At 69.7% G+C, this 23,574-nt stretch carries 26 protein-coding genes; 13 read left to right on the top strand and 13 right to left on the bottom strand.

Features of this window, described 5'->3' with window-relative positions; genetic code table 11:
- The first annotated feature begins 77 nt into the window (after positions 1–77).
- The 5 genes from ACFTE1_RS21115 (at position 78) to ACFTE1_RS21095 (ending at position 4,830) form a co-directional block, all read left to right on the top strand.
- Positions 78–1,007 carry an ABC transporter substrate-binding protein gene (locus ACFTE1_RS21115; RefSeq protein ID WP_380617718.1) on the top strand — a complete coding sequence of 310 codons (930 nt, stop codon included), beginning with the start codon at positions 78–80 and terminating at the stop codon, positions 1,005–1,007.
- 1 nt (position 1,008) lies between these two features.
- On the top strand, positions 1,009–2,037 hold the full coding sequence (locus ACFTE1_RS21110; RefSeq protein ID WP_380617719.1) for a FecCD family ABC transporter permease: 1,029 nt from the start codon (positions 1,009–1,011) through the stop codon (positions 2,035–2,037).
- Positions 2,034–3,110 (top strand): FecCD family ABC transporter permease, encoded by a 1,077-nt coding sequence (locus tag ACFTE1_RS21105; RefSeq protein ID WP_380617720.1) that lies wholly within the window; start codon positions 2,034–2,036, stop codon positions 3,108–3,110. Before ACFTE1_RS21110 ends, ACFTE1_RS21105 begins: the two co-directional genes overlap by 4 nt.
- A 269-nt stretch (positions 3,111–3,379) precedes the next feature.
- A complete protein-coding gene (locus ACFTE1_RS21100; protein ID WP_380617721.1) occupies positions 3,380–4,027 on the top strand; it encodes a TetR/AcrR family transcriptional regulator in 648 nt (215 codons plus the stop codon).
- Positions 4,024–4,830, top strand: a complete 807-nt coding sequence (locus ACFTE1_RS21095; RefSeq protein WP_380617722.1) for an SDR family oxidoreductase — start codon at positions 4,024–4,026, stop codon at positions 4,828–4,830. Before ACFTE1_RS21100 ends, ACFTE1_RS21095 begins: the two co-directional genes overlap by 4 nt.
- 137 nt (positions 4,831–4,967) lie before the next feature.
- On the opposite strand, the gene ACFTE1_RS21090 is transcribed toward ACFTE1_RS21095, so the two are convergent.
- The 4 genes from ACFTE1_RS21090 to ACFTE1_RS21075 are packed head-to-tail and all read right to left on the bottom strand — an operon-like array spanning position 4,968 to position 6,835.
- Positions 4,968–5,288 carry a YbaB/EbfC family nucleoid-associated protein gene (locus tag ACFTE1_RS21090; protein ID WP_380617723.1) on the bottom strand — a complete coding sequence of 107 codons (321 nt, stop codon included), beginning with the start codon at positions 5,286–5,288 and terminating at the stop codon, positions 4,968–4,970.
- Positions 5,285–5,566 (bottom strand): YbaB/EbfC family nucleoid-associated protein, encoded by a 282-nt coding sequence (locus ACFTE1_RS21085; RefSeq protein ID WP_380617724.1) that lies wholly within the window; start codon positions 5,564–5,566, stop codon positions 5,285–5,287. Before ACFTE1_RS21085 ends, ACFTE1_RS21090 begins: the two co-directional genes overlap by 4 nt.
- 34 nt (positions 5,567–5,600) lie before the next feature.
- Positions 5,601–6,518 carry a hypothetical protein gene (locus ACFTE1_RS21080; protein WP_380617725.1) on the bottom strand — a complete coding sequence of 306 codons (918 nt, stop codon included), beginning with the start codon at positions 6,516–6,518 and terminating at the stop codon, positions 5,601–5,603.
- Positions 6,515–6,835, bottom strand: a complete 321-nt coding sequence (locus tag ACFTE1_RS21075) for a type VII secretion target (RefSeq protein ID WP_380617726.1) — start codon at positions 6,833–6,835, stop codon at positions 6,515–6,517. The genes ACFTE1_RS21080 and ACFTE1_RS21075 overlap by 4 nt, the downstream gene beginning before the upstream one ends.
- A 229-nt stretch (positions 6,836–7,064) precedes the next feature.
- Here ACFTE1_RS21075 and ACFTE1_RS21070 point away from each other — a divergent pair, with 229 nt between their 5' ends.
- A complete protein-coding gene (locus tag ACFTE1_RS21070) occupies positions 7,065–7,493 on the top strand; it encodes a hypothetical protein (RefSeq protein WP_380617727.1) in 429 nt (142 codons plus the stop codon).
- Entirely contained in the window at positions 7,493–7,831 is a 339-nt protein-coding gene (locus tag ACFTE1_RS21065; protein WP_380617728.1) for a hypothetical protein, read from the top strand. The genes ACFTE1_RS21070 and ACFTE1_RS21065 overlap by 1 nt, the downstream gene beginning before the upstream one ends.
- 31 nt (positions 7,832–7,862) lie before the next feature.
- On the opposite strand, the gene ACFTE1_RS21060 is transcribed toward ACFTE1_RS21065, so the two are convergent.
- Both ACFTE1_RS21060 and ACFTE1_RS21055 read right to left on the bottom strand, forming a co-directional pair.
- Positions 7,863–8,444 (bottom strand): CDP-alcohol phosphatidyltransferase family protein, encoded by a 582-nt coding sequence (locus tag ACFTE1_RS21060; protein ID WP_380617729.1) that lies wholly within the window; start codon positions 8,442–8,444, stop codon positions 7,863–7,865.
- Positions 8,445–8,488: 44 nt separating this feature from the next.
- Positions 8,489–9,094: a DedA family protein gene (locus tag ACFTE1_RS21055; RefSeq protein WP_380617730.1), complete on the bottom strand. Its 606-nt coding sequence runs from the start codon at positions 9,092–9,094 to the stop codon at positions 8,489–8,491.
- 108 nt (positions 9,095–9,202) lie between these two features.
- Here ACFTE1_RS21055 and ACFTE1_RS21050 point away from each other — a divergent pair, with 108 nt between their 5' ends.
- Together ACFTE1_RS21050 and ACFTE1_RS21045 are read left to right on the top strand one after the other, a co-directional pair.
- Positions 9,203–10,633: a sensor histidine kinase gene (locus ACFTE1_RS21050; protein ID WP_380617731.1), complete on the top strand. Its 1,431-nt coding sequence runs from the start codon at positions 9,203–9,205 to the stop codon at positions 10,631–10,633.
- On the top strand, positions 10,633–11,328 hold the full coding sequence (locus ACFTE1_RS21045; RefSeq protein WP_380617732.1) for a response regulator transcription factor: 696 nt from the start codon (positions 10,633–10,635) through the stop codon (positions 11,326–11,328). Before ACFTE1_RS21050 ends, ACFTE1_RS21045 begins: the two co-directional genes overlap by 1 nt.
- On the opposite strand, the gene ACFTE1_RS21040 is transcribed toward ACFTE1_RS21045, so the two are convergent.
- Entirely contained in the window at positions 11,298–12,233 is a 936-nt protein-coding gene (locus ACFTE1_RS21040; protein ID WP_380617733.1) for an HAD family hydrolase, read from the bottom strand. The genes ACFTE1_RS21045 and ACFTE1_RS21040 overlap by 31 nt on opposite strands.
- Positions 12,234–12,270: 37 nt before the next feature.
- Positions 12,271–12,906 carry a TetR/AcrR family transcriptional regulator gene (locus ACFTE1_RS21035; protein ID WP_380617734.1) on the bottom strand — a complete coding sequence of 212 codons (636 nt, stop codon included), beginning with the start codon at positions 12,904–12,906 and terminating at the stop codon, positions 12,271–12,273.
- A 117-nt stretch (positions 12,907–13,023) separates the two neighbouring features.
- Between ACFTE1_RS21035 and ACFTE1_RS21030 the strand changes: the two genes are divergently transcribed.
- Complete coding sequence (locus tag ACFTE1_RS21030) at positions 13,024–13,602, top strand: dihydrofolate reductase family protein (RefSeq protein WP_380617735.1); 579 nt, start codon at positions 13,024–13,026, stop codon at positions 13,600–13,602.
- Here the strand turns inward: ACFTE1_RS21030 and ACFTE1_RS21025 are convergent.
- Complete coding sequence (locus tag ACFTE1_RS21025; protein WP_380617736.1) at positions 13,587–14,222, bottom strand: response regulator; 636 nt, start codon at positions 14,220–14,222, stop codon at positions 13,587–13,589. The two genes, ACFTE1_RS21030 and ACFTE1_RS21025, sit on opposite strands and share 16 nt — an antisense overlap.
- The gene (locus tag ACFTE1_RS21020; protein ID WP_380617737.1) at positions 14,222–15,451 is read right to left on the bottom strand and encodes a sensor histidine kinase; all 1,230 of its coding nucleotides are present in this window, start codon (positions 15,449–15,451) and stop codon (positions 14,222–14,224) included. The genes ACFTE1_RS21025 and ACFTE1_RS21020 overlap by 1 nt, the downstream gene beginning before the upstream one ends.
- A 108-nt stretch (positions 15,452–15,559) precedes the next feature.
- On the opposite strand from ACFTE1_RS21020, the gene ACFTE1_RS21015 reads away from it, so the two are divergent.
- The 3 genes from ACFTE1_RS21015 (at position 15,560) to ACFTE1_RS21005 (ending at position 17,825) form a co-directional block, all read left to right on the top strand.
- Positions 15,560–16,726, top strand: coding sequence for a DUF418 domain-containing protein (locus tag ACFTE1_RS21015; protein ID WP_380617738.1), 1,167 nt, complete (start codon positions 15,560–15,562; stop codon positions 16,724–16,726).
- Positions 16,727–16,732: 6 nt separating this feature from the next.
- Positions 16,733–17,308, top strand: coding sequence for a hypothetical protein (locus ACFTE1_RS21010; RefSeq protein WP_380617739.1), 576 nt, complete (start codon positions 16,733–16,735; stop codon positions 17,306–17,308).
- Between the two features lie 205 nt (positions 17,309–17,513).
- Positions 17,514–17,825 (top strand): TFIIB-type zinc ribbon-containing protein, encoded by a 312-nt coding sequence (locus tag ACFTE1_RS21005; protein WP_380617740.1) that lies wholly within the window; start codon positions 17,514–17,516, stop codon positions 17,823–17,825.
- A gap of 158 nt (positions 17,826–17,983) precedes the next feature.
- Here the strand turns inward: ACFTE1_RS21005 and ACFTE1_RS21000 are convergent, their stop codons facing one another.
- From ACFTE1_RS21000 to ACFTE1_RS20990, 3 genes are all read right to left on the bottom strand, one after another.
- Positions 17,984–19,156 carry a mechanosensitive ion channel family protein gene (locus ACFTE1_RS21000; RefSeq protein ID WP_380617741.1) on the bottom strand — a complete coding sequence of 391 codons (1,173 nt, stop codon included), beginning with the start codon at positions 19,154–19,156 and terminating at the stop codon, positions 17,984–17,986.
- 117 nt (positions 19,157–19,273) lie between these two features.
- Positions 19,274–21,127, bottom strand: a complete 1,854-nt coding sequence (gene glmS / locus ACFTE1_RS20995) for a glutamine--fructose-6-phosphate transaminase (isomerizing) (protein ID WP_380617742.1) — start codon at positions 21,125–21,127, stop codon at positions 19,274–19,276.
- A 194-nt stretch (positions 21,128–21,321) separates the two neighbouring features.
- Entirely contained in the window at positions 21,322–23,505 is a 2,184-nt protein-coding gene (locus ACFTE1_RS20990; RefSeq protein WP_380617743.1) for an outer membrane protein assembly factor BamB family protein, read from the bottom strand.
- Between the last annotated feature and the right edge of the window lie 69 nt (positions 23,506–23,574).

The following is a 23,574-nucleotide window of genomic DNA, read 5'->3' as shown; positions in this document are numbered from 1 at the left end:
TAAATAAGCTTAGGCTAAGCTAACTTACCGCGCCGTCCACCCCGGGACGGCACCGCGCCGGCCACGAAGGAAGCCTCATGCACGACACGCCCCACCGCCGGACCCGCGCCGTCGGAATCGCCGCCCTGTCCGTCATCGCCGCACTGGGATTCTCGGCCTGCTCGGGAACGGGATCCTCCGAAGGGTCCAGCGACACCGAGACGCGCACCTTCTCCCACGCCAGAGGCGAGACCGAAGTGCCGGTCGACCCGCAGCGCGTGGTCGTCCTCGAACCCGTCCAGCTGGACACCGCCATGGCCCTGGGCGTCACGCCCGTCGGCGCCGCTGTCCTGAACGAGAAGACCGGCGTCCCCGCCTACCTCGGCGAAGACGCCTCCGACATCGAAATGGTCGGCACCGTCCCCGAACCGAGCGTGGAAGCCGTCGCCGCCCTGGAACCGGACCTCATCCTCGGCACCGAGTCCCGCCACTCCGCGCTCTACGACCAGCTCAGCGACATCACCGCGACGGCGTTCATGGAGACCCAGACCGACCCGTGGCAGGACAACGTCGACTTCGTGGCCGAAGCTCTGGGAGACACCGAGGGCGCCGACACACTCATGGCCGACTACGAGGCCCGCTGCGACGAGATCGCCGAGGAGTACGGCACCGAGGGCAAGACCGCACAGCTCATCCGCCCGCGCGACGCGGTCCTGACCCTGTACGGCCCCGGGTCCTTCGCCGGAGGAACCCTGGAGTGCGCCGGGTTCACGACCCCCGACCACGACTGGGAGGACATCTCCCTCGACATCTCGCCCGAGAACGTCCTCGACGCCGAGGCCGACCTCGTCCTGGTGACCACCACCGACGTCGACGACCCGTCGACCATGCCGAAGTCCGTCTCCGACAACGCCGACGCGCTGTCGAACCCGCACCTGGTCGACCGGGCCTTCTGGATCACCGGCGTCGGCCCGCTCGGAGGCATGACGGTCCTGGACGACCTCGAGAGCATCCTCGCCGAATCCTGAGATGACCACCCTTGACGCCCCGAGGCGGCGGGCCGTTCCGGCCCGCCGCCTCGTCTGGTGGACCATAGCCGCCGCCGTCCTCGCCGCCCTGGTCCTTCTCTCGATCCTGGTGGGCTCCAACCCGATCCCGCCCGGCGACCTCTGGCAGGCCCTGCTCGGCGACGGCGGCGACGAGGCCCGGTACGTCGTCTGGCAGCAGCGCCTCCCGCGCACCCTCGCGGGCATCGTCGTCGGAGTCGCCCTCGGCGCGGCCGGGGCGCTCATCCAGGCCTTCACCCGCAACCCCCTCGCCGACCCCGGCATCCTGGGCGTCAACGCCGGAGCCGCGTTCTCCGTGGCCGTCGGCATAGCCTTCTTCGGAGTCACCGCGCCCATCGGCTACGTGTGGCTCGCCTGCGGCGGCGCGCTCGTCATGACCATCGTCGTCTACACCATCGGCGGCGCCGGCGGGGCGTCGGCCGACCCGGTCCGCCTGACGCTCGCGGGCGTCGCCTTCGGCGCCGTCCTCTCCGGACTGACCACCGGCATCGCGCTCACCAACCCCGACACCTTCGACCGCATGCGCGGCTGGAACGCCGGCAGCCTGCTGGAACGCGGCGTCGACGTGGTGCTCCCGGTACTCCCGATCATCCTCGCCGGCCTCGTCCTCGCGGCCCTGGCAGCACCCGCGCTGAACTCGGTCGCACTGGGCCGCGACGTCGCGCGCTCCCACGGCATCGACGTCAAACGGATGACCGTCGTCATCATCGCCGCGACGACGCTCCTCGCCGGAGGCGCCACCGCGATCGCCGGACCGATCGGCTTCGTCGGGCTGATGGTGCCGCACGCGGTGCGGTGGACGATCGGAGTCGACCAGCGCCACATCCTCGCCGGATCCATGATCGCGGCGCCGATACTCGTCCTGGGGGCCGACATCCTCGGACGGATCGCGGTCGCCCCCAGCGAGATGCCCGCCGGCATCGTCACCGCGTTCGTCGGCGCCCCGGTGCTGATCGCGCTCGTCCGACGACGGAAGGCCAGCGCCCTATGACCGTATCCAGCACGGACAGAACGACGGCCGGTACGACCGGGCTCCACCGGGGCCGGGTGCGGATCGGCGGCGACCGCGCGCATGTGGTCGTCCACATGAGAGCGCTTCTGGTCACCATCACCGTCCTCGCGGCGACCGCCGCCCTCGCCGTCCTGGGCCTGACGCTCGGCGAGTTCCCGGTCAGCCCGGCCGAAGTCATCGGCGCGTTCACCGGACGGGTCGACGGCCTCGCCGCCACCGTCGTGCTCGAATGGCGCCTGCCCCGCGTCGCGGCGGCCGTGGTCTTCGGCGCCGCGCTCGCCGTGGCCGGCGGCGTCTTCCAGACCCTCACCCGCAACCCCTTGGCCAGCCCGGACATCGTGGGCCTGGCCAACGGCTCCTTCACCGGCATGATCCTCGCCCTCCTGCTGCTGGGCGGGAGCTGGCCGCTCCTCATGGCCGGGTCCCTGTTCGGAGGGCTGGCGGCGGCCGTCGTCATCGCCCTCCTCGCCGCCCGCGACGGGCTGCGGGGCTTCCGGTTCATCGTCATCGGCATCGGCGTCTCCGCCATGCTGGCCTCCCTCAACAGCTGGATGCTCTTGCGCGCCGACCTCGAGACGGCCCTTTTCGCGGCGGCCTGGGGAGCGGGGAGCCTCAACAACGTCACCGAGGAGACCGCGTGGCCCGCCATAGGGGTCCTCGCGATCCTCTTGGCGCTCTGCGCATTCCTGGTGAGGCCGCTGAAGCAGCTGAGCCTCGGAGACGACGTGGCCACGGCGACCGGCATCGGACTGGTCCGGTCCCGACTGGCGCTGATCGGCGTCGCCGTCGCGCTGGTGGCCGTGGTGACCACCGTGGCCGGTCCGGTCGCGTTCGTGGCACTCGCCGCTCCGCAGATCGCACGGCGGCTCGTGGCGGGAGCGGGCATTCCGCTCGCCGCCTCGGCTGCCATGGGCGGTGCCCTGCTGCTCGGGGCGGACCTCATCGCCCAGCACGCCATCCCGCTGACGGTGCCGGTCGGCGTCGTCACCGTCGTCATCGGCGGCGCGTACCTGGTGGTCCTGATTGCCCGGGAGTTGCGGACCGTGCCGTAACAGGCGAGGGCCCGAAATGGTCGCGGAACCGGCCGCGATCCACCCCGGTCGTGCCCTCGCCTTCCCTCAAGAACGACGAGGCGCTGGACGCATGGCCGTCGATCTCTCGTTCCGGCCGTCCCCGGCGGCAACGGTCTCCTTACGCTCGCGTCGGTCCGGTGACCGCCCGGGGCCTTCCTAGGAGCGCCATCCCGGAACCGGAAACTCCCGTATCATCCACCTGGATACTTTTATTATCCTTTTGGTTGATTATGTGCTACGGTCTTGGCGTGGAACCGAAAACGCCGACCCGGCGCTCTCCCGAAGCGGGCGAGCGCGTGCGCGACGCCGAGCGCACCAAGCAGAAACTCCTCGACGCCGCCCTGACGGAGTTCTCCGCCAAGGGGTACAGCGGCGCCCGCGTCGGAGAGATAGCCGCCCGGGCCGGCGTGAACAAGCAGCTGATCAGCTACTACTTCGGCGGCAAGGAAGGCCTCTACCGGGCCATGCACCGCGAGAGCCTCGAAACGGAATACGAGAACGCGAACGCGGACGTCCCGCCGGATGAACTGCTGCGCTGGTACCTCCACAACTCCCTGTCCGACCCCCGGTTCGTCCGTCTCGCCCTGTGGCAGGCCCTGTCCGGCGAGACCCCCGACGACGAGACCCAGGCCGACGTCGACATCGAGCAAGAGCGCATGAAACGGCGCCAGGAGCGCGGCGAGATCGCCGCCGACGTCGACACCGCAGCCCTACAACTGGCGCTGATGGGGATGACGTTCGCCCCCACCGCCTTCTCCCACACCGCCCGCCGGCTCTTCGGCGTCGACATCGACGACCCCGAGTTCGAACACCGCTACTTCAGCACCCTCAAGCGCATCCTCGGCGCACTGGCCGAGGGCGCCGAACACCCGCAGAAAGGAAACACCCTGCCATGACCGTCCTCGTCACCGGCGCGCGCGGAGCCATCGCGCGCAGCCTCATCCGCCAGTTGCTCGACCACGGGACCGAGGTTCGCGCGGCGAGCCGCGCCCCGGAGAACACCCCGCTTCCGGAGGGCGTCCAGTGCGTCCTCTTCGACCCCGCTGCCCCCGAGACCCTCGCCCCCGCACTGGAAGGCGTCGACAAGGTCTTCCTCTACGCCGGCCAGGAGAACGTGGGGAACGTCGTCGATGCCGCGAAGAAGAGCGGGGTCGAGCACATCGTCCTCCTGTCCTCCGCCGCCGTGTCCGGACCGGACGGAGGCGACAACGAGATCGGGCGCTCGCATCGCAAGGGGGAAGTGCCCGTTGAGGAGTCGGGCATTCCCTGGACCTTCGTCCGCCCGGCCATGTTCGCGACCAACGCGCTGTGGTGGAGGGAGTCGATCGTCGAGGAGGACCTCGTCCGAGTCCCCTACCCCGACGCCCAGGTCAACCCGATCCATGAGGGCGACATCGCCAAGGTGGCGTTCACCGCGCTCACCCAGGACGGGCATGAGGGGAAGGCGTACCTGGTGGACGGGCCGGGCCACCTGACGCAGCGCCGGCAGATCGAGCTGATCGGCGAGGCCCGCGGCAAGGACATCGCCGTGGAGGACCTGCCGCGCGCCGTGGCCGAGCAGTTCATGCCCGTCGAACTGCTCGACATGCTCGCTTCGGGAGAGGTACTGCGCTACGGCGGCACCTCGGAGGCCGTCACCGGGGAGCCGGCCCGCACCTTCGAGCAGTGGGCCGCCGACCACGCCGACGACTTCCGCTGACAGCACCGACGGAGTCCCAGCGGATCTCCGCAGGGGCGCTTGCGCCCCTGCGGAGCGTCTTCGCCCGGCGGTTCGGAAGTCCGCCGACGACCACCGGAGCGGGCCCGAGGACCGGCGGCGTCCGGGCGCTCCCCGACTCAGGCCATGTCGGGATGGCGGTCCGCCCGGCGCTCGATGTGCTCCGCCTGGGCCTTTCCAATGGTCTCCGTTATCAACGGCCCCAGCGCCTCCCCCTGCTTGAGCGCCGCCGGCGCGATGTCCAGCGCGCCGATCTCCCCGTCGCGCACCACCGTCACCGACACGTGGCCCTGCACGTCGGTCACCGTCGTCTCCATGGAGTCCACGTCGTCACGCAGCGCCTTGAGCACCTCCAGCTGTTCGGACATCGACTTGTTCAGCTCCTGAAAGTGCCGGATGGCCGCTTCGAAACCGCCGTCGCCGATCTTCCCGCCCGTCATCGTCTCCACTCCGTTTCACGATCGTCGAACAGTTCCGAGACCGCCCGCCGGTTCTCCGCGTCCGCTTCGGTTCCCGCTTCTCGAATGAGCCGCAGGATCGTCTCGCTCAGCTCGTCCGTGCCCTTGCGCAGCGCCCGGGAGCTCAGTGAGATCTCGTCGACCCTGTGGTTGGGGCCCATCCGCACCGCAACGGAACGGTCTTCAGCGGCCTCCTCGATCTCGATGCCCTCGGCGATCCGTCGGAACGCCGCGGTATCGAACAGGGGTCCCTGGCCCATATGATGTCTTCCCTTCTCTCATCCGCCGTATGGCTCACGCATCGGTCAGGAGCCCCATCAGCTCCATCATGTCGTCGAAGACCTCTTCCAGCTTCTCGGTGATGTCCTTCCCCATCATGAATATCTGGATCGCCTGGAGAATGATCGCCGTCAGTTGAACCACGACCTGGATGATCAAGATCTGAATGTCGATGGCGGCCGTGACGGCGGCTCCCCATCCCTTGGTCGCGACGTCCTTGAGCGCGTCGAAGATCGCCGCGACGAGGTTGGTGATGATCTGGTTGAAGAGGTCGATCAACCTCGTGGAGAAGTCGGCGTACACCTCGACGAGGGAGCCCAGCTGCGTGGCGACCCCGCCGGTGACGCTGATGGCGTCGATGAAGTCCTGGCTGCGCGTGATGGCGCCGGCGCCGGTATGGCCTTCCCAAGCCGGGTGTATGGTCTCGTCGGCGACCTCGCGGTAGCCCTCGGCCAGGCTGTCCAACGCGCTCGCCGCCTCCTTCCACATCGCGCCGGCGGTCTTGAGACGACCTGGATTTCCCACGACGTACCCGTACGCGTCCTCCACCGGTTGGAAGTTCTTGGTGAGGAACTCCAGCTGGGTTCCGACCACCCAGGACGCCAGCATCCCGAGGTAGTCCTGGTTCGCCAGCCCCTTGAGCTCTCCCACCAGGCCCGCCACCTCGTTGACGACGTCCAGGATGTTCGTCGCGACGGCGAACAGGTCCTGGCGCGACGCCTCTCCTTCGAACAGGCGCGACCAGGAGTCCGTCGTGTTGGAGATGGCCACCGCGGCCTTGACGACGGGACCCGCCACGGGAACGTACCCGCCGGCCGCCACGACGTTCTCTTCCAAGCTCCCGTTGAACAGGCCTTCGCCGTCGCCGACGCCCCATTCCGCCCTCTGGCCGGGCGCGTCCGACAGGTCGACGATCGGTTCGTAGTCGCTCACCGGCCGATCTCCCCGACGATCTCTTCCAACCGGGCCTCGTTCGACCGGTCGGCGGTCTCATAGGTCTCGCAGGCGGTGTCCATCAGCCTTCCCAGACCGGCCCCCGCGGGCCCGAGACCCTGGATCATGGTCCGAACCTTCTCGGCGCCTTCGTAGTATCTGTCCATGAAGGGCTCACCGATCACGCCGAAGAACGACGAGTCGCCGTCGGTGTCGGCGACGTACTCGGCCACTCCGTCGAACTCTTCGCTGATCTGCCGATATCGTTCGGCGCCGGTGCGCACTTGCTCAGTGTCTATGCTGTAACCCTCAGCCACAGGCTCTCTCCTCCCTCAGGTCTGCCGGGCCGCCGGAGGGTCGGCCCTCGCGGCACTGACATCATTGCTCGGCTCTTCATGGACTTTTCACGTACGGCAGCGCCGGTCACCGGCGGCCGACGGCAAGGCCTCCGCCGGCTGCGCGGCGCGTTCCGCCACCGGTCGGGCCGATTTCGCAAGGCGATACGATCGAGGGAACCCCTCGACCCGACCTCGAAGGACCCCTCCCGTGAAGCTCCACCATTCCCGTTCCGGTTATCTCGTCTTCGTCGCCTTCTGTGGCCTGCTGGCCGCACTCCTCGCCCGGGACGGCCGACTCTTCAGCGCCTATGGCGGATACGGCGTCCTGATCGCCGGTTTCATCGGCGGCGGCATCGCCTTTCACTTCGCGATCATGCGGAAACCGTGGGCCGAAGTGACACGGAAGGGCATCTTCCACACCGCCCGGGGCGCCCGCCGCCGCGATCGCACGTTGAGAAAGCGAGAGCGGTTCTCTGTGCACCGCGATCGCCTGTACATCGTCCACGCCGACGGAACCTGCACGAAGACCCACGTCTCCAAGCGCAGTTGCCGACGGGAGGACTGGGAGGGGCTGGCCGCCGCCCATCCGGATCGGATGAGGGGTGCCGCGCCCGCTCCCGCATCGGGCAGGTCCTGATGAGGGAGGCGAAGGCCGCCTTGGCCAGTGCCAAGGCCTCTCTTAGGGAATACTGGCCGATGGTAGTGCTCGGCCCTGCGATCACGATCGCCTTCTCGCTGGGAACCCATCCGACATGGACTGCCCGTTTCACCGGATACGCCGGCATGGCCGCAGTCTTCCTCGTCCTGGTCGTCATGGGCGGGGCGGTACGCGGTTGGCTTCGAGAGGCCGAAGCCATAACCGAGGAGAGTACGAATGCGACGGGCCCGACGGACGGCACGGACGGCACGGACGGCACGGACGGCACGGACGGCACGGACTTCGACGATCATGGCGGAAGAGGCTCCCTCGGATGACGAACCGGGCTGCGGCCCTGCGATAGAAGGGCTACAAGCCACCGTCGACGCTGACTCCGGCAAGGTCGCTCCGGTCGGCATGACGGCCGTGGTCCCCATCCTTCGGCCGCAGGAGATGCCGCAGATACCCAGCCCCCGCGACTATGTGCAAAAGGGCCGCCGCCGCGATCGCGACCTGCCCGACCGTCAGGGCCGACTCCATTCCGGGCGCTTCGCCGAGGATCGCGACCACGATGCCGACCATGGCGATCCCGGTGCGCAGCTTGCCGATGCGGCTGACATCTAGCTCGTGTTCCCGCCGCCGGAACGCGAAGACCCCGGCGACGACGAGGTCCACGGCGGGGAAGACGGCGATCGACCACCACGGCACGGTGCCGGCGGCCGCCAACGCGACAGCGATGCAGACGATCCCCACCCGGTCCGCGATCGGGTCCAGCGCCTCCCCGACCCGGCTGACCTGGCCGAGGCGCCGGGCGAGCCACCCGTCCACCCAGTCGGTGGCACCGAAGACCGCCGTCAACAGGGCGGTCTCCACCGCATGCCCGCCCGAGAGGATCAGTGCCGTGATCGGCAATACCAGCGCGAAACGGAGCAGCGTCACGAGATTGGGCACGGTCCGCCACGACGACCTCTCCGCAGTCGGGTCAGACGCCCGGCTCACGACCGCCCCCTGACCCGGCGGAACACGACGCTTCCGACGATGGCCGCCCCCGCCGCGGCCATAACGACCGCCAGAACGCCGTCGGACAGGTCCAGAAGCGTCGACCCGATCCGGGCACCGCCGAGCACCCAGAGCGCGGACCAGGCCAGCGACGCGAGGACCGTCGCCGCCGCGAACCGCCGGTAGTCGAGCCGCAAGGCCCCCGCAGCGGCCGAGACCAGGGTCCGGACTCCAGGCAGGAGGCGCGCGACGACGATGACGGGGATTCCGCGCCGCCTGACGAATCGGGTCGCCTCGTCCCACCGGTGCGCCCCGACCTTCCGCACCGCCCGCGACCCGGACAGTCTCGGCCCGAACCGCCGCCCGACCGCGTAGCCGATCTGGTCGCCGAGGAACGCCCCGGCGGCGGCGATCGGAACGGCGGCCAGCAGCATGGGCGATCCGGCCAGGGCCATCGCCGCGAGCACGATTGCGGTCTCGGCCGGAACGATGGCGCCGAGGCCGAACACGGCTTCGAGGACGGCGAGCACGAAGACGACGCCCAGTACGATCGGGCCGTAATCCCCTGCGGCGTCGAGCAGTTCAGCGATGTGGTCGAGCATGGGGCCCACGCTATGCCGATCGCGGAGGCCCCGGCAGTACCGAAAGCGAGGCGCGGTGTTCGCTTTCGTTAGTACCCGGCCCCGAACACGGCTCCTTAGGATGGAACGATGCCCGACACCCATCCCACTCCGAGACACGGGCCGCCGACCTGGCGGCGGGCCCTGGCGGCCGCGCTGGCGGGAATCCTCGTCGGCTGCGTCGTGCTGTGGACCGGCGACCAGTCACCGGTGGTCATGGCCGTCCTCGCGACGCTCGGCGGCGTGGGCGCCGTCCTGTCCCGGCTGTCCCTGCCCACGGTCACCGTCGGCGTGGCCTCGATGCTCATCACGTCGACCTTCGTCGGCCAGTTCGCGTGGTCGGACTCGATCGTCGGCCTCATGACGGGAACCTTCTACGGCTTCTGTTTCCTGGCCGCCTCCCTCGTGGCGGCGCTGGTCCGCGCCCGGAAGAGCTATGTCCGACGAGCCTGGGACCTGGCCTTCGCCGAGGCGCGCGACCATGACTCCCAGGTCGAGCGGGCCGTGGCCCGGGAACGCGAGGCGATGGCCGGCGAGATCCACGACGGCATGGGGCACCGCCTGACCCTGATAGCCGTGCAGGCCGCGCGGCTCTCCCTCGACGAGGACCTGCCGCCCCAGGCCCGGGCCGAGCTGCAGCGGATCCGCGAGAACGCCGCCTCCGCGGCCGAGGAGCTCGGCGAGACGGTCCGCCTCCTGGGCCAGAGGGACTCCAGCGTCACCGCGTCGCTCAGCGGCCTGCGGATCGACGACGTGGTCGAGAGGGCGCTCGCCTCCGGCGTCGCCGTGCGAAGCGCGGTCGAACCCGGCCTCGAGGACTCCGTCAACGACTACACGCACGCGGCCCTGTTGCGGACGCTGCAAGAGGCCCTGACCAACGCCGCGAAGCACGCGCCGGGGGCAGAAGTCCGCGTCGAGGCGAAACGGGCGGGGGAAAGGGTGCGGCTCACGGTGTCCAACGCGGTCTCCCCGCGAGGGGCGTCCTCCGATCCGACCGGCCACGGCCTGGTCGCGCTCCGGCACCGGACGACCCTGCTCGGCGGCACCCTGGAAGTGGACCGGGGCGAGGTCTTCGCCCTCACGGTGGAGTTGCCGCGCGAGGCGGTGCCCACGGACGATGCCGCCGACCGCGAGTCGTCGCGCGTCGACCGGCTGGCCGCCGAGGCGACCGAGGCCGAGCACGGCCGCCGCAAGGAGACCCGCCAGGCGTGGCTGGTGCCCCTGGCCATGGTCGCGATACTGGTGTTCGTCACGGGCGGGTACTTCGTCTACGCCAACCTCACCTCCGTCCTGCCGCCGGAGGAGTTCGAGTCCATAAGCGTCGGCGACGGCGAAGGGGAGACCGTGCGGAAGCTGCCGCCGTCGGAGATGCTGGACGCGCCGCGGTCGCTGGTGCCCGAACCCGAAGGGGCCGAGTGCAAGTACTACGAGGACGAACTGAGCTTCTTCAAACGCGTGGACGTCTACCGGGTCTGCTTCGCGGACGGCGCGGTCGTCGCGACTGATAGGGTCTTCTCCTGATGGCGAACTCCGAACAGCGCGACGGCGGCTCCGACCGCCCGACGCGAGTGCTCCTGGCCGACGACGACCGGCTCGTGCGCGAGGGAATCGCCGGGATCCTCGAGACCTCCGCCGGGATCGAGGTCGTCGCCGAGGCCTCCGACGGAGTCGAGGCCCTCGACTTGGCGCGGAGCCGGCTGCTGGACGTGGTCCTCCTGGACGTCCAGATGCCCCGCTTGGACGGCATCGGCGTCCTCGAGCGGATCGCCCGGGAGAAGCCGTCGCTTCCCGCCGCCATGCTGACGACCTTCTCCGACGAGTCCTATATCGCCGACGCGATCCGCTTGGGGGCGCTGGGCTTCTTCCTGAAATCGGACGACCCGCACCACCTAGTGGCGGGAGTCCGCGCTCTGGCGAGCGGCGGCGCCGCGTTCTCGCCGAGGGTGGCCCGGTGGCTGGTGCGCCGCCAGACCGGGGAGAGGCCGAGCCGGGCCGCCGCGTCGCGAACCGCGGTGGGGGCTCTCACGCCCCGGCAGCGCGACCTCCTCGCGGGTGTCGGACGGGGGCACTCGAACGCCCGCATCGCCGCGGACCTGCACCTGTCCGAGGGAACTGTGAAGCAGTACCTCAGGACGCTCTTCGCCGCTCTCGGCGTCGAGAACCGCGTGCGGGCCGCGATCATCGCCTACGAGGCGGGCCTCGGCTCCGAGGACTGAACACGTCTATCGTCACAGGCCAGTGGGATGGGCCGGGCCGGACGCGGGCACCGGTGCGACGCCCGCCCTAAGAAGGCCAGCCCCAACCTGTCGGCGAGGAACGCGGCGACGCCGTCGTCTGTGTTCGCGCCGATCACGCCGTCGGCGGCGGCCCGCACGTCCGGATGCGCGTTGGCCACGGCGTAGGCCTCGTCCGCGGCCTCGAACATGGGCAGGTCGTTGAGGTTGTCCCCGAAGCAGACCACGCGGTCGGCGCCGACGTGCTCCCGCAACAGCCGCACGGCGTTCCTCTTGGAGGACAGGGGGTGGTTCAGCTCCAGCCAGAATCCGCCCGGCAGGGCCGCCTCCGGGGCCAGGGCCGCTCGGACGCCGTCGACGGCGACCGCCTTCTCATAGAGCGGCTTCAGGTTCTCCTCCGAGTCGAGGACGTTCACCGCGGTCACCGCCTCCGCCAACGCCTCTCCGTACCCGTCGGCGAAGCGGAACCGGCCGTCCTCGTCCGCCCTCCGCTCGCCGAAGTAGAACCTCTCCAGCGGAGTGGACACCCGCGTGTAGCTCACGTGCTCCGCACCTCCTTTGTCCACGGAGAAGACCACCGGGCGGTGCCCGGCCTCCAGGACCGTCGCGACGAGGAGCCGGGCCAGGTCCTCAGGCAGGGTGTTCGCCCGGAGCAGGCCGCCGTCGCCCGGTACGGCGAGCAGCGCACCGTTCATGAAGGCCGCCGGAAGCGCGAGAGGCGTCCCCGCCATGACCCTGGTCGCGCTCTCACGCGAGCGAGCGGTGGCGAAGGTGAAGAGCCCGCCGTCGGCGGCGATCGCGCCGAGCGCCCTCCGTGTTCGGGCGGACAGGGCGGCGTCGCGGTTCAGAAGCGTCCCATCGAGATCGGAGACGTAGAGCGTCCTCATGGCCCCATTGTCCCCTGGGACGCGAGAGGCCGACCGCTCAGGCGGCGTTCACCGGGCCGGCCGGCTCAGAACGGGCCGGCTCCGCCGTCAGGGCCTGCAGGGTGGCCGACTTCAACAGGGCCACAACGTGATCGGGAGACACCTCGTCCCCGACCGACTGGTACGGCGTGGAGTTCATGAGGCCGAAAGCCCCGTGCGCCAGGACGCGGGCCTCTTCGGGCTTCATCCCCGGGTGCACCTCCACCAGCACGCCGACCCACTGCTCGACGTACTCGCGCTGGAGCTTGCGCACCTCGCGGCGCGCGGAGTCCGGCAGGCGGTCCAGCTCCTGGAGGTGGACGATGATGATCTCGGGCGACTCGACCGCGAAGGCCACGTGGAAGTCGACGAGCGCCTCCAGCGCGGTGTGCGGATCGGCCCGGTGCAGGGAGACGCAGCGGCGGCCGCCGGCGAGCATCCTCTCGGAGACGGGCACGAGCGCCTCGCCCAGCATCTCCTCCTTGCCGCCCTTGAAGTGGTGGTAGAGAGCCGGACCGGTGATGTTCGCGGCCGCGCCGATGTCGTCCATCGACACGCCGTGGTACCCCCGCCGCGCGAACAGCTTGACCGCGACGTCGAGGATCTCGCGTTTGCGGCGCGATCCGTTGCGGCGTCCGCTGAGCTCTGTCTCCATCGCCTCAACGGTACCCGTATCACAAGGTGAGAGAGCGTCGCGGGTGGGGAAACCGCCCGGTCGGGGACGAAGCGTCCGGCGGACATGTGAACGGACATCGCGTCCTATAGTGGTTCCATGCGAAAACTCATTTACTACGCGGCCGTGACCCTCGACGGATACGTGGCCAGCATGGAGCGCGGGGACCCCAGCGGATCCGAGTTCTTCCCCCTCTACCCCGACCTGGTCGAACACATCAAGGAGAACTACCCCGAGACCCTTCCCACCCCGACCCGGAAGGCGCTCGGCGTCGAGGACCCGGGCAAGACCTTCGACACCGTCCTCGAAGGCCGCGCCTCCTACGAGATCGGGCTCGCCCAGGGCGTCACCAACGCCTACGAGCACCTGCGCCACATCGTCTTCTCCAAGAGCCAAGAGAGCGTCGACGACAGCGTGGAGATCCGCGGCGAAGACCCGATCGAGGTCGTCCGGGAACTCAAGCAGGAACAGGGCCGCGACCTCTGGCTGGTCGGCGGCGGCAACATCGCCCACACGCTGTTCCCCGAGATCGACCGCATCATCATGAAGCGCACCCCGTCCATCATCGGCGACGGCATCTCCATGTTCAACGGCGACTTCCAGTTCGGCATGTTCAAGCCGGTGCACGGCACCGTCCTGGAATCCGGGGTCGAGGTCGCGGTCTACGACCGCGCCTGACGCGCTATGACGGCGGCCTGCACACGCGACTGGACCCCGAGCTTGGTGAGCACCCGCGAGACGTGGGTCTTCACGGTGGTCTCCTCGATGTGCAGGCTCCGCGCGATCAGCCTGTTGGAGAGGCCGTCGCCCAGCAGGTCCAGCACTTCGCGCTCCCGGCCGGTCAGGTCCGAGTAGCCGGCCGGCTCCGCGCTCGGCTCCCTCTCGGCGAAGGCCGAGAGCAGGCGCCGGGTCACGGACGGCTCGATGACGGCGTCCCCCGCCGCCACATGCCTCACGGCGTCCAGCAGCCCCTGTGCGTCGACCGTCTTGAGCAGGAAGCCCGCCGCCCCCGCCTTGAGGGCGGCGTACACATGCTCGTCCAGGTCGAAGGTGGTCAGCACCAGCACCTGGGCCAGTCTCTCCCCCGCGATGCGGCGGCAGGCCTCGATCCCGTCCACCGCGGGCATCCGCACGTCCATGAGCACCACGTCGGGCTTCTCGGTGCGCGCCAGGAGAACTGCTTCGCGGCCGTCGGCGGCCTCCCCGACCACGTCGATGTCCTCGGCGGCGTCGAGGATCATGCTCAGTCCCGCCCGGACGGCGGCCTGGTCGTCGGCTACTGCGATCCGTATGGCCATCATTCCCTTTCGTCGGAGGAGAGTCGGGAGTCCGGGAGAACCCCGTCCGCGGGCGCCGAGCGGTCCCCGACCGGCAGGCGCGCCTCCACCCGCCACCCGTCGCCGACGGGCCCGCAGCGGACGCTCCCGCCCACGGTGCGGGCCCTCTCCGCCATGCTCACTGTACCGACGCCGGTGCCTCCGGCGGCGGGAACCTTGACCGTGAAGTCGTTGCGGACCAGGAGGACGAGGTCACGCCCCTCGGCGCGGACCTCCAGCGAGGCCCGGCTGCCGGGGGCGTGCTTCATGACGTTGGTGAGCGCCTCCTGGACGATCCGGTAGGCCACCAGCTCCACCAGGCGCGGGATCTCCTCGGGCACCGCCAAGTCGACGGCGAGGTCGACTCCCGCCGTGCGAGCGGTGTCGACGACGAGGCCGAGCTGCCCGAAACCGGGCGGCGCGAGGCGCTCGTCGTCGGGAGAGTCGTCGCGCTCGTGGAGGATCCGGATCATCGAGCGCATCTCCTCCAGCGCCTTGACGCTGTTCTCGCGGATGGAACCGAGGATGGGGGCCACCGAGTCGTCCTTCGACCGCATGATGGCGGCCTCGGACTGGAAGGCCACCGCCGAGACGTGCCCCGCGATGACGTCGTGCAGGTCGCGCGCCATGCGGGCCCTCTCGGCCGCGACCGCGTTGTCCCGCGCGTGGTTGGCCGACTCCCTCTCCAGCTCGGCGCGCGTGCGCTCGGCCTCCGTGCGCTCCTTCGCGGTGCGGATCTGCAGCCCCCAGAGCAGGGGGACCAGGACGCAGCCGATGGTGAGCGACAGGGCCACCCGGGCCTCGGCGCTCTGCTCGAAGAGGAAGAGCAGGGCGATCAACAGGGCGCAGGAGCCGGTCAGGACGGCGGCGATGACCCGGGAGACGCGCCGGGGGCCGTAGGCCATGAGCGAGTAGATGAGGTCGACGGCCACGACCGTGATCGGCAGCGACGTCTCCACGAAGAAGGACGCCGCCAGCAGCGCCATGGCCGCGAAGAACGCCGCGACCGTCGCCCTCGCCCGGAAGGCGAGGACGACCGCCCCGGCACCGTACAGGGCCAGGGCCGCTCCCCACGGCGCGGTGCGCGGATCGCCCCAGGTCGTCTCCTCGACCTCCGGAATCTGGTAGAGGAGGACGAGAACGAGGTACCCGGAGATCAAGAGCCGCTCGCGCCAGGGCTCACGCGCGGCCCGAAAGAAGAGCTCCACCATCGTTCTATGGGACCACACCGGACGGGGCCCTGCGTCCTCCTAAGTGATGACCTCTGGATCATGCCGCCGCCCGACGCCGTTTCCGCCGGTCAGGAAGACACTCGAGGTATGGCGAACACACTTGACCACCCCGCCCGCATCGCGGCGCTCGACCTGTTGAGGGGCATCGCGATCGTCGGCACGCTCGCGAGCAACATCTGGGTCTTCATGAACCCGCTCGGCGCCTGGGGGCTCTTCACCGCCGCCGACTCCATGGAGTTCGCGGAACGGGCCCTGTGGGCCCTGGCCAACGGCAAGTTCCTCTCGCTGCTGGCGATCCTGTTCGGCGTCGGCATAGAAATCCAGTACCAGTCCTCCAAACGGCGCATGCAGTCCTGGTACACGCGCTACCTGTGGCGCACCGCCGTCCTGTTCATGGAGGGCCTGATCCACTACCTCCTGATCTTCGAGTGGGACGTGCTCATGGGCTACGCGCTCGTGTCGGTGCACGTGGCCTACCTGGTCACCTTGAGCACCAAGGCGATCCGGCGGTGGTTCACCGGCTTCGCGGCCGTGTCGACCGCGATCGTCGCGTTCGTGACGGTCGGAAGCCTCCGAGGAGACGGCGGCCTGGCGGTCACCGGGGCCGACACCGGGACCTTCATGCACGGCACCTGGTGGGACCAGGTCGTCGACCGCGTCCAGTACTTCGCCCTGTTCCGCATGGAGACGATCGTCCTGATCCCCTTCGCCTCGGCCATGTTCCTCGGCGGCATCCTCCTGATGAGGAGCGGATTCTTCACCGCGACGGATAAGGCCGCCGTAAGACGCCGGTGGATCTGGACCGAGGTCTGCCTGCCGATCGGAGCCGCGATCACCTTCCGCAACCTCTTCGCGGGCACGGAGTTCGCCCTGATCGACCGCTACATCGCGGCGCCGCTCATCGCCGTCGGCATCGCCGCCCTCACCGTCAACCTGGTGCAGCGGGGCAAGGCCGGACGCGGGATCGTCGGACGCGGCATGAGCAACGTGGGCAGGACGGCGCTGTCCTCCTACATCTTCCAGAACGTCGTCGCCTCCGCGCTCTGCTACGGCTGGGGCCTGGGCCTGGCGGTGAGGTGGAACGGGGCCATGCCGTGGTCGGCGGTCCTGCTGTGGGCCCTCATCTCGGTCCTGTTCATGGTCCTGAGCACGCTGTGGCTCAAGCGCTTCCGGCAGGGTCCGGCGGAGTTCGCGATGCGCCGGATCGCTCAGGCGCCGTTCCGGCACCGCCGTCCGGCCGAGGCGGGGAGGTAGCGGGACATGGGACGACCACCGGAAACGGGACCGCGCCCGCTCGGCTCCTGGTCGAGGTTCGGACGCAGCGTCTTCGGCATCGACCACCTCGGAAGCCGCTACGAGGTCGAGGTCGACTTCTTCAACACCGACAAGGACGTCTGGCTCTACGTCGACGGCGTCCTGCGGGCCTCCCGGGACTCCCGGCTCCGCTGGGAACTGCCCGACGGGTCCGAACTGCGCTTCCGCACTCAGATGCTCGGGGTGCGGGAGGCCCGGCTGAGGCTGCCTGACGGGCGGGTCCTCCCGATGGCCCCGGCGGAGAAGTCGATCGAGTACCACCGCGCCGCGCTGGCTCGCCGGAGGCCCGCCCTCAGCCGGGCGCTGGCCGCCGCCGCCTGGCTGGTGCTCCTCGCGGCCGCCGTCATCGAGGTCCCGCAGCTGTTCGCGATCGCCGCGCAGACGGACATCGGCTCGCAGTACCTGCCCGACTGGTCGCCGCCGTGGAGCCTCCCCGGCTGGGCCGACGCCTCTCTGGTCGTCGGCGGAGTCCTGGCCGGCATGGAGCGGGCCAGCAGGCTGAAGCGGGACTCGCTGCTCTGAACGGCCGACCGCCGCGGACGGCGAAGCCTTCCACGGCCCGCGGGCGAGTCCGGGAATAGGACGCTTCGCACGTCCCGGATTCGCCCGCGGCGGACCCTATGGGAAAGCTGTACGGGGGCTGAGCGTCCGACCTAGGGTTCTGAGAAATCCCTTATGCACACCTGCGCATGTGGCCCGGCCGGTGAGGGGCCGCTAGGATCGGACCATGGATATGCTCTGTCCCAAATGCCAAGGCCAGATGCGCCAGTACGAGCGCAACAACATCGTGATCGACCAGTGCACCTCCTGCCGGGGCATTTTCCTGGACAGGGGCGAGCTGGAGCACCTGCTGGACGCCGAGGCCCAGTTCAACCAGGCCCGTCAGGCGCCGCCGGCTCCGCGCTACGACGACCGTCCGCCGAAGTACCGCGAGGAGCGGCGCTACGACGACAGGCGCTATGACGACCGCCGTTACGACGACAAGCGGTACAAGAAGAAGAAAAGGGAGAGCTTCCTCGGAGAGCTCTTCGACTTCTGAGCGTGAGAGAGGGCCGGATCCCCGCGGGGGTCCGGCCCTTTCGTATGTCTCGGAAGCGCTGCGCTTCTCTGCGGTCAGAGCACTTCATCGAAGCTTCGGCGCGCGCCCGGAGTCTCGGCGCCTCTCCGGGTGCGCGCCGGTTCTGTTCTCTCTTCCGCCTAGGTCCGGAAGTCGTCGGTGGCCCCGGCGTCGATCTGCCGTTCTCGCGCGGAGTCGCGCATATGGGGGATCGAGATGACCGGCGGCTCGTCCATCCACGCGTCGGCGCCCGAGTCGTAGGTGTTGACGTGCATGCGGGGGATGCACGTGGGGTGTTCGGAGACGATCCACGAGATCATGTGCTCGCGAATGGCGCAGCGCAGATCCCACTGGTCCGAGGGGCTCCCCGCCGATACCAGGAGGCGGAGCTGCATGTACGGCCCGACGGAGGACAACACGATGATCCCGCACTTGCGGCCGTCCCACTGCGGGTGGTCTTCCAGGAAGCGCCGCAGCTCGATGCGCGCCTCGTCCACCGGCAGCCGCCAGTCCGCGTCCATGCGCACCGTCCCTATGACCTGGGGTGCGTTGCGCGTCCAGTTGACATAGGGCGTCTGCGAGAAGTACTTGGAGGGCAGCACAAGCCGCCGCTCGTCCCAGATGCGGATGACGACGTACGAGAGGGTGATCTCCTCGATCCGCCCCCACTCGCCTTCCACGACCACGACGTCCTCCAACCTGAGCGCGTCGCCGAAGGCCAGCGAGAGGCCGGCGAACATGTTGGAGAGCATGGTCTGCGCGGCGAGCGCCGCGACGACGCCGGCCACACCGGCGCCGGCGAGGACCGAGGTGCCGACGACTCGCAGCGCTGGAACGTTGAAGAGGATGATTCCGGCGGCGATGAGCCAGATGGCGGCGGCCAGCAGCCGGTACATGACGGCGATCTGGGTCCGCCGCTTCCGGCCGTCCACGTCGTGCTGGGCCAGCGAGCCCCAGCGACCCTCGACCGGGTCCTTGATCAGGGACAACAGGTTCGAGGCGAGCCAGGCGCCGGAGATGACCGTGGCGAACATGAGGATGGTCGAGAGGTCCGGGTTCCAGCCGTCGGCGTCGCCGCTCTTGAAGCTGTACCCCCAGCCGTCCTGGTGGCGTTTGACGAACAGGAGGATCTGCACGCCGCCGGTGGCCGCCATGAGCTGGGCGGGCCGCAGGGCCTTGTTGAGGACGCGCGATCTGGTCTCGGAATGGGTTCGGTGGAGGATCCACTTCACGGTGAAGCGGAGAAGGCTGACAATGGCAGCGGAGAGTACCGCTACCAGCACAATGAGCAACCAGGGTTCGTTGAGGCGCATAAGAACAGAGTAGCGACGCCACACAGAGAAGGGTGAGGGTGACTCGTGGAATGGAGACGGCCCGCCACGCCCCGCTGAAGGAAAAGGGCGCGGCGGGCCGGTTACAGGAACGGTTACTTACTCCACGGTTACGCTCTTGGCTAGGTTGCGCGGTTGGTCGATGTCATTTCCGAGGGCGCCGGCGTACTCGACCGCCAGCCGCTGCAGCGGGACCGTGGTCAGCAGCGGAGCCAGCAGCGTCGGCGACTTCGGCACGTAGATCGTGTGGTCGGCGTGCGCGGCGGTCACGTCGTCGCCCTCCTCGGCGATGGCGATCAGGCGGGCGCCGCGGGCCTTGACCTCCTGCATGTTGGAGATCATCTTGTCGTGCAGGAGGGACCGGCCGGCCGGGGAGGGCACCATGGCGATGACCGGCGTCCCCGTCTCGATCAGGGAGATCGGGCCGTGCTTGAGCTCGCCGGCGGCGAAGCCCTCGGCCTCGATGTAGGCGATCTCCTTGAGTTTCAAGGCGCCCTCCAGCGCGACGGGGTAGCCCACGTGGCGCCCGATGAAGAGCACTCGGTGGGAGGTGGCCATCTGGGCGGCCAGCTCGGTGATCTGGTCCGATCCGTCCAGGACTTCCTGGATCTTGTCCGGCATGGCCGTCAGCGAGGCCACGACGTCGGCGACCTCGTCGGCGTACATGACGCCGCGCATCTGCGCGATGTGGAGGGCCACGAGGTAGCAGGCGGCCAGCTGCGTCAGGAACGCCTTGGTGGAAGCCACGGACACCTCGATGCCGGCCCGCGTGTAGAGCACGGCGTCGGACTCGCGCGGAATGGTCGAGCCGACGGTGTTGGAGATGGACAGGACGCGGGCCTTCTGCGTGCGCGCGTGGCGCAGTGCCATGAGCGTGTCCATGGTCTCGCCGGACTGGGAGATGGCGATGACGAGCGTGGAGCGGTCGAGGACCGGGTCGCGGTAGCGGAACTCGCTGGCGAGCTCGACCTCGCAGGGCAGGCGCGTCCAGTGCTCCAGGGCGTACTTGGTGACCAGTCCGGCGTGGTAGGAGGTGCCGCAGGCGACGATGAAGACCTTGTCGATGTCGCGGAAGTCCTGTTCGGACAGGCGGACCTCGTCGAGGGTGATGTGCCCGTTGTCGTCGATGCGCCCGCGCAGGGTGTCGGCGACGACGGAGGGCTGCTGGTGGATCTCCTTCATCATGAAGGTGTCGTAGCCGTCCTTCTCGGCGGCGGTGATGTCCCAGTCGACCGAGTAGCGCTTGCCCTCGACCTCCTCGCCGTCCAGGGAGGTGACGGTCAGGCCCGCGGGCGAGATGGACACGACCTGGTCCTGGCCCAGTTCGATGGCCTCGGTGGTGTGCGAGATGAAGGCGGCGACGTCGGAGGCGAGGAAGTACTCGCCCTCGCCGATGCCCGCCACGAGCGGCGAGTTCCGGCGCGCGCCGACGATCAGGCCGGGATGGTCGGCCGCCTGGGCGAGGAAGGTGAACGAGCCCTCCAGCCGCTTGCAGACGCGGCGCATGGCGGCGGCGAGGTCGCCGTCCTCGGCGTACTCGGCGGCGAGCAGCTGCGCGGCGACCTCGGAGTCGGTGTCCGAGGCGAAGGCGGTGCCCTGGGCGGCCAGCTCGCTGCGCAGCTGGCTGAAGTTCTCGATGATCCCGTTGTGGATCAGGGCGATCCGCCCGTCTTGGGAGGCGTGGGGGTGGGCGTTGCGGTCGGAGGGGACGCCGTGGGTGGCCCAGCGGGTGTGGCCGATGGCGGAGCGGACGTCGCCCTCGGCGGCTTCGCGCCCGTCCAGTGCGGCCTCCAGGTTGGCGAGTTTGCCGGACTTCTTCCAGGTGCGCAGGCCGCCCTTGTCGGCGAGCGCGATGCCGGCCGAGTCGTAACCGCGGTATTCGAGCCGGCGCAGCCCTTCGACCGCCACGGCGACGGGGTCTTTCGCGCCGGTGTATCCGATGATTCCGCACATGTTTCGAGCCTATCGTCGTCTGATCAAATGTATTGCTCGATACTAAGTCTTTCACTCAGAACTATTGCGCGTTAGTGATCTGTTTCACTATATGGCGCCGGTCGCTTTTCCGACAGTGCGGAGCGGTCCGGACTCGAGGCCCGGCCGCGCTCCGATAGACAGCGCCCGCCTGCCAAGGCCGGGGCGCGGTCCGGTCAGTTGATGACGAGGTTCTGACGTCCCTCGTCCGGATCGTCGTAGGAGAGGACCACGGCATTGTCGTTGGAGTCCAGCCGGGCCGAGTGGCACCAGCCCTTCGGGAGGCCGTCGGACATCTCGTCGAGCGCCCGGGCCTTCTTCCCGTCGACCTCCCAGAGCGTGCACGCGGGCTTCTTCTGGTTGGAGGACTTGTCGAGGGCGGCGACGGTGCGGCCGTCGGGCAGGACGGTCACCCAGCTGCGGAGCGTCTCCGGTTCGGTGGGGCTGAAGCCCATCGGGGCGGACGCCGCCGACAGCTGGCGGCCGGTCTCGGTCGAGAAGGTGCGGACGCCCAGGCGGTTCTTGGCGTCCTTGGTGAAGCACTCGATGACCTGCACGCGCTGTTCGACCGTCGCCTCGGTGCCTCCGCCGGCCTTCCCGTCGGGCTTGCCGCCGTCGGCCCGGTCCTTGGCGTTGGCCGCGGCGACGGCCTGCGGGGTCAGCGGCGAGGTCTCGTTCGTGAAGAGCGTTCCGCCGCAGGCGGAGGTGTGGGTGGAGCCGAAGTTGACCGCCTTGCTCACCCAGTTTCGCTCCCCTTCGGCCGTGTCGATGGACACGAGGCGGTGGGTGAAGCGGCGCGCCGAGAAGGGCCCGTCGGTCAGGCGGGTCTCGCGGCGGGCGTCGACGATGACGGCGCCGTCGGTGGCGACCACGCCGTTCTCCTCGACGATGAAGGCCGGGTCGATGCGGTCCTCCCAGCGGAGCTCGCCGGTTCCCGGGTCGTACCCGTAGACCCACGAGGCCGCCTCGGGCTGTTCGGGCGAGGGGGAGCAGTCGGCGACGGCGACGAGCGTGCCGGGCGTCTGCGAGAAGCGGACGCCGCGGCAGTTCTGCGGCAGCCGCTCCCTCCAGAGGTGCCCTCCCTCGGCGGCGTAGACGGAGACGGCCGTGGTCTGCGGGTCGGACCGGTCGGCGAAGGCGTAGTGGGCGCCGTCGTAGGCGACCAGCTCGCCGGGGTTCTCGGAGAGGACCTTCTCGTCGACGAGCTTGCCGGTGGCGGTCTCGAGCACGCGCACCCCGTACTCGTCGGCGTTGTCGAACCGGCGTCCGGCCAGGGCGACCCGGCCGCGGTCGTCGTTGAACAGCGGTCCGCCGCCCATCTGCCAGTTCCAGCGCCGGTAGTGCCAGTACTCGTCGCCCGTGACCGGGTCGAGCAGTGTCACCGCCTGCGGGGTCTCCGTCCCGTCGGCGCCGTCGATGCGCAGCAGCCCGCCCGGGGCGGAGACGAAGTCCTCCACGCCGTCGTCCATGCGGGTCTGGTCGCGGAAGGATCCCAGCCCGGTGGGCACGGGGGACGAGTTGTGCTCGGCCTCGGTGTTGGCGCCTTCCGCCCACTCGTGCATGGCGGGGATGATGGCGACGGCGGCGACGGCCACGACGGTGGCTCCGACGAGGGCGGACTTCCACCGCAGCCAGCGGGTGGCCTTGACGCGGGCGCCGACGTAGCCGTCGACGACGAACTCGGAGAGCGCGATGAGGCAGCCGCCCATGACGCCGAAGGCGTAGGCGAGGGTGGCGATGCCGGCGCGGTGGCTGATGAAGCTGCCGGGCCCGGCCTCGGGCATGGCGTTGAAGGTCATCCAGCCGGCCCCCGCCGCCAGGAGGGCGGTGGCCAGGGCGATCAGGATGACGCGCACGCCCTTGAACGCGACGGAGGCGGAGATGGCGGCGCCGGTCAGCAGGAAGGTCAGCACCACCCCGAAGACGGCGGCCGGTCCCCCGGTGCCGCCGCTCATGGTCTCGGTGAAGGTGGAGACGGTCAGCAGGCACAGCCACGCCACCAGGCAGGCGACGCCCGCCGAGCGGAGCAGGTGGTGGACGGTCAGGCGGGACTCGTTCGGTTCGGGCGCGCGGGCCTCGGCGTTGCGTTGTGCGAGGTTGCGAGTGGCGACCGGTTTCGGTCGGACCGGCGCTCGGCGCGGGCGGCGCGCGGCGGGGGCCGCGTCGGGGTCGGCGTCGGATTCGCTCGGGGGGCTCGGTTCGGCGGTTTCCGCGGGATCTTCGGAGTAGTCCGGCGGCTCCGCGAACTCGGACTCGGGCGGAGGGGCGTCGACCCCGTCGTCGGGTTCGCGCCGTCCGCCGGGCCGGGAGGCGTCGGCGGGCTCGTCGGAATCGTGGGAGGGCGAGGCGTTGTCGGACATATCCCGTTTCTACAGCGGGCCCGCGTCCCGCTCGGGGATTCGGCCAAGTCGGCGCGCTCTTTTCTCGCC

It is taken from the genome of Salininema proteolyticum, assembly GCF_042685645.1.
GTDB lineage: Bacteria > Actinomycetota > Actinomycetes > Mycobacteriales > Micromonosporaceae > Salininema > Salininema proteolyticum.
The sequence above is the reverse complement of the archived record's forward strand: the minus strand, read 5'-3'. Positions and strand labels throughout refer to the sequence as shown.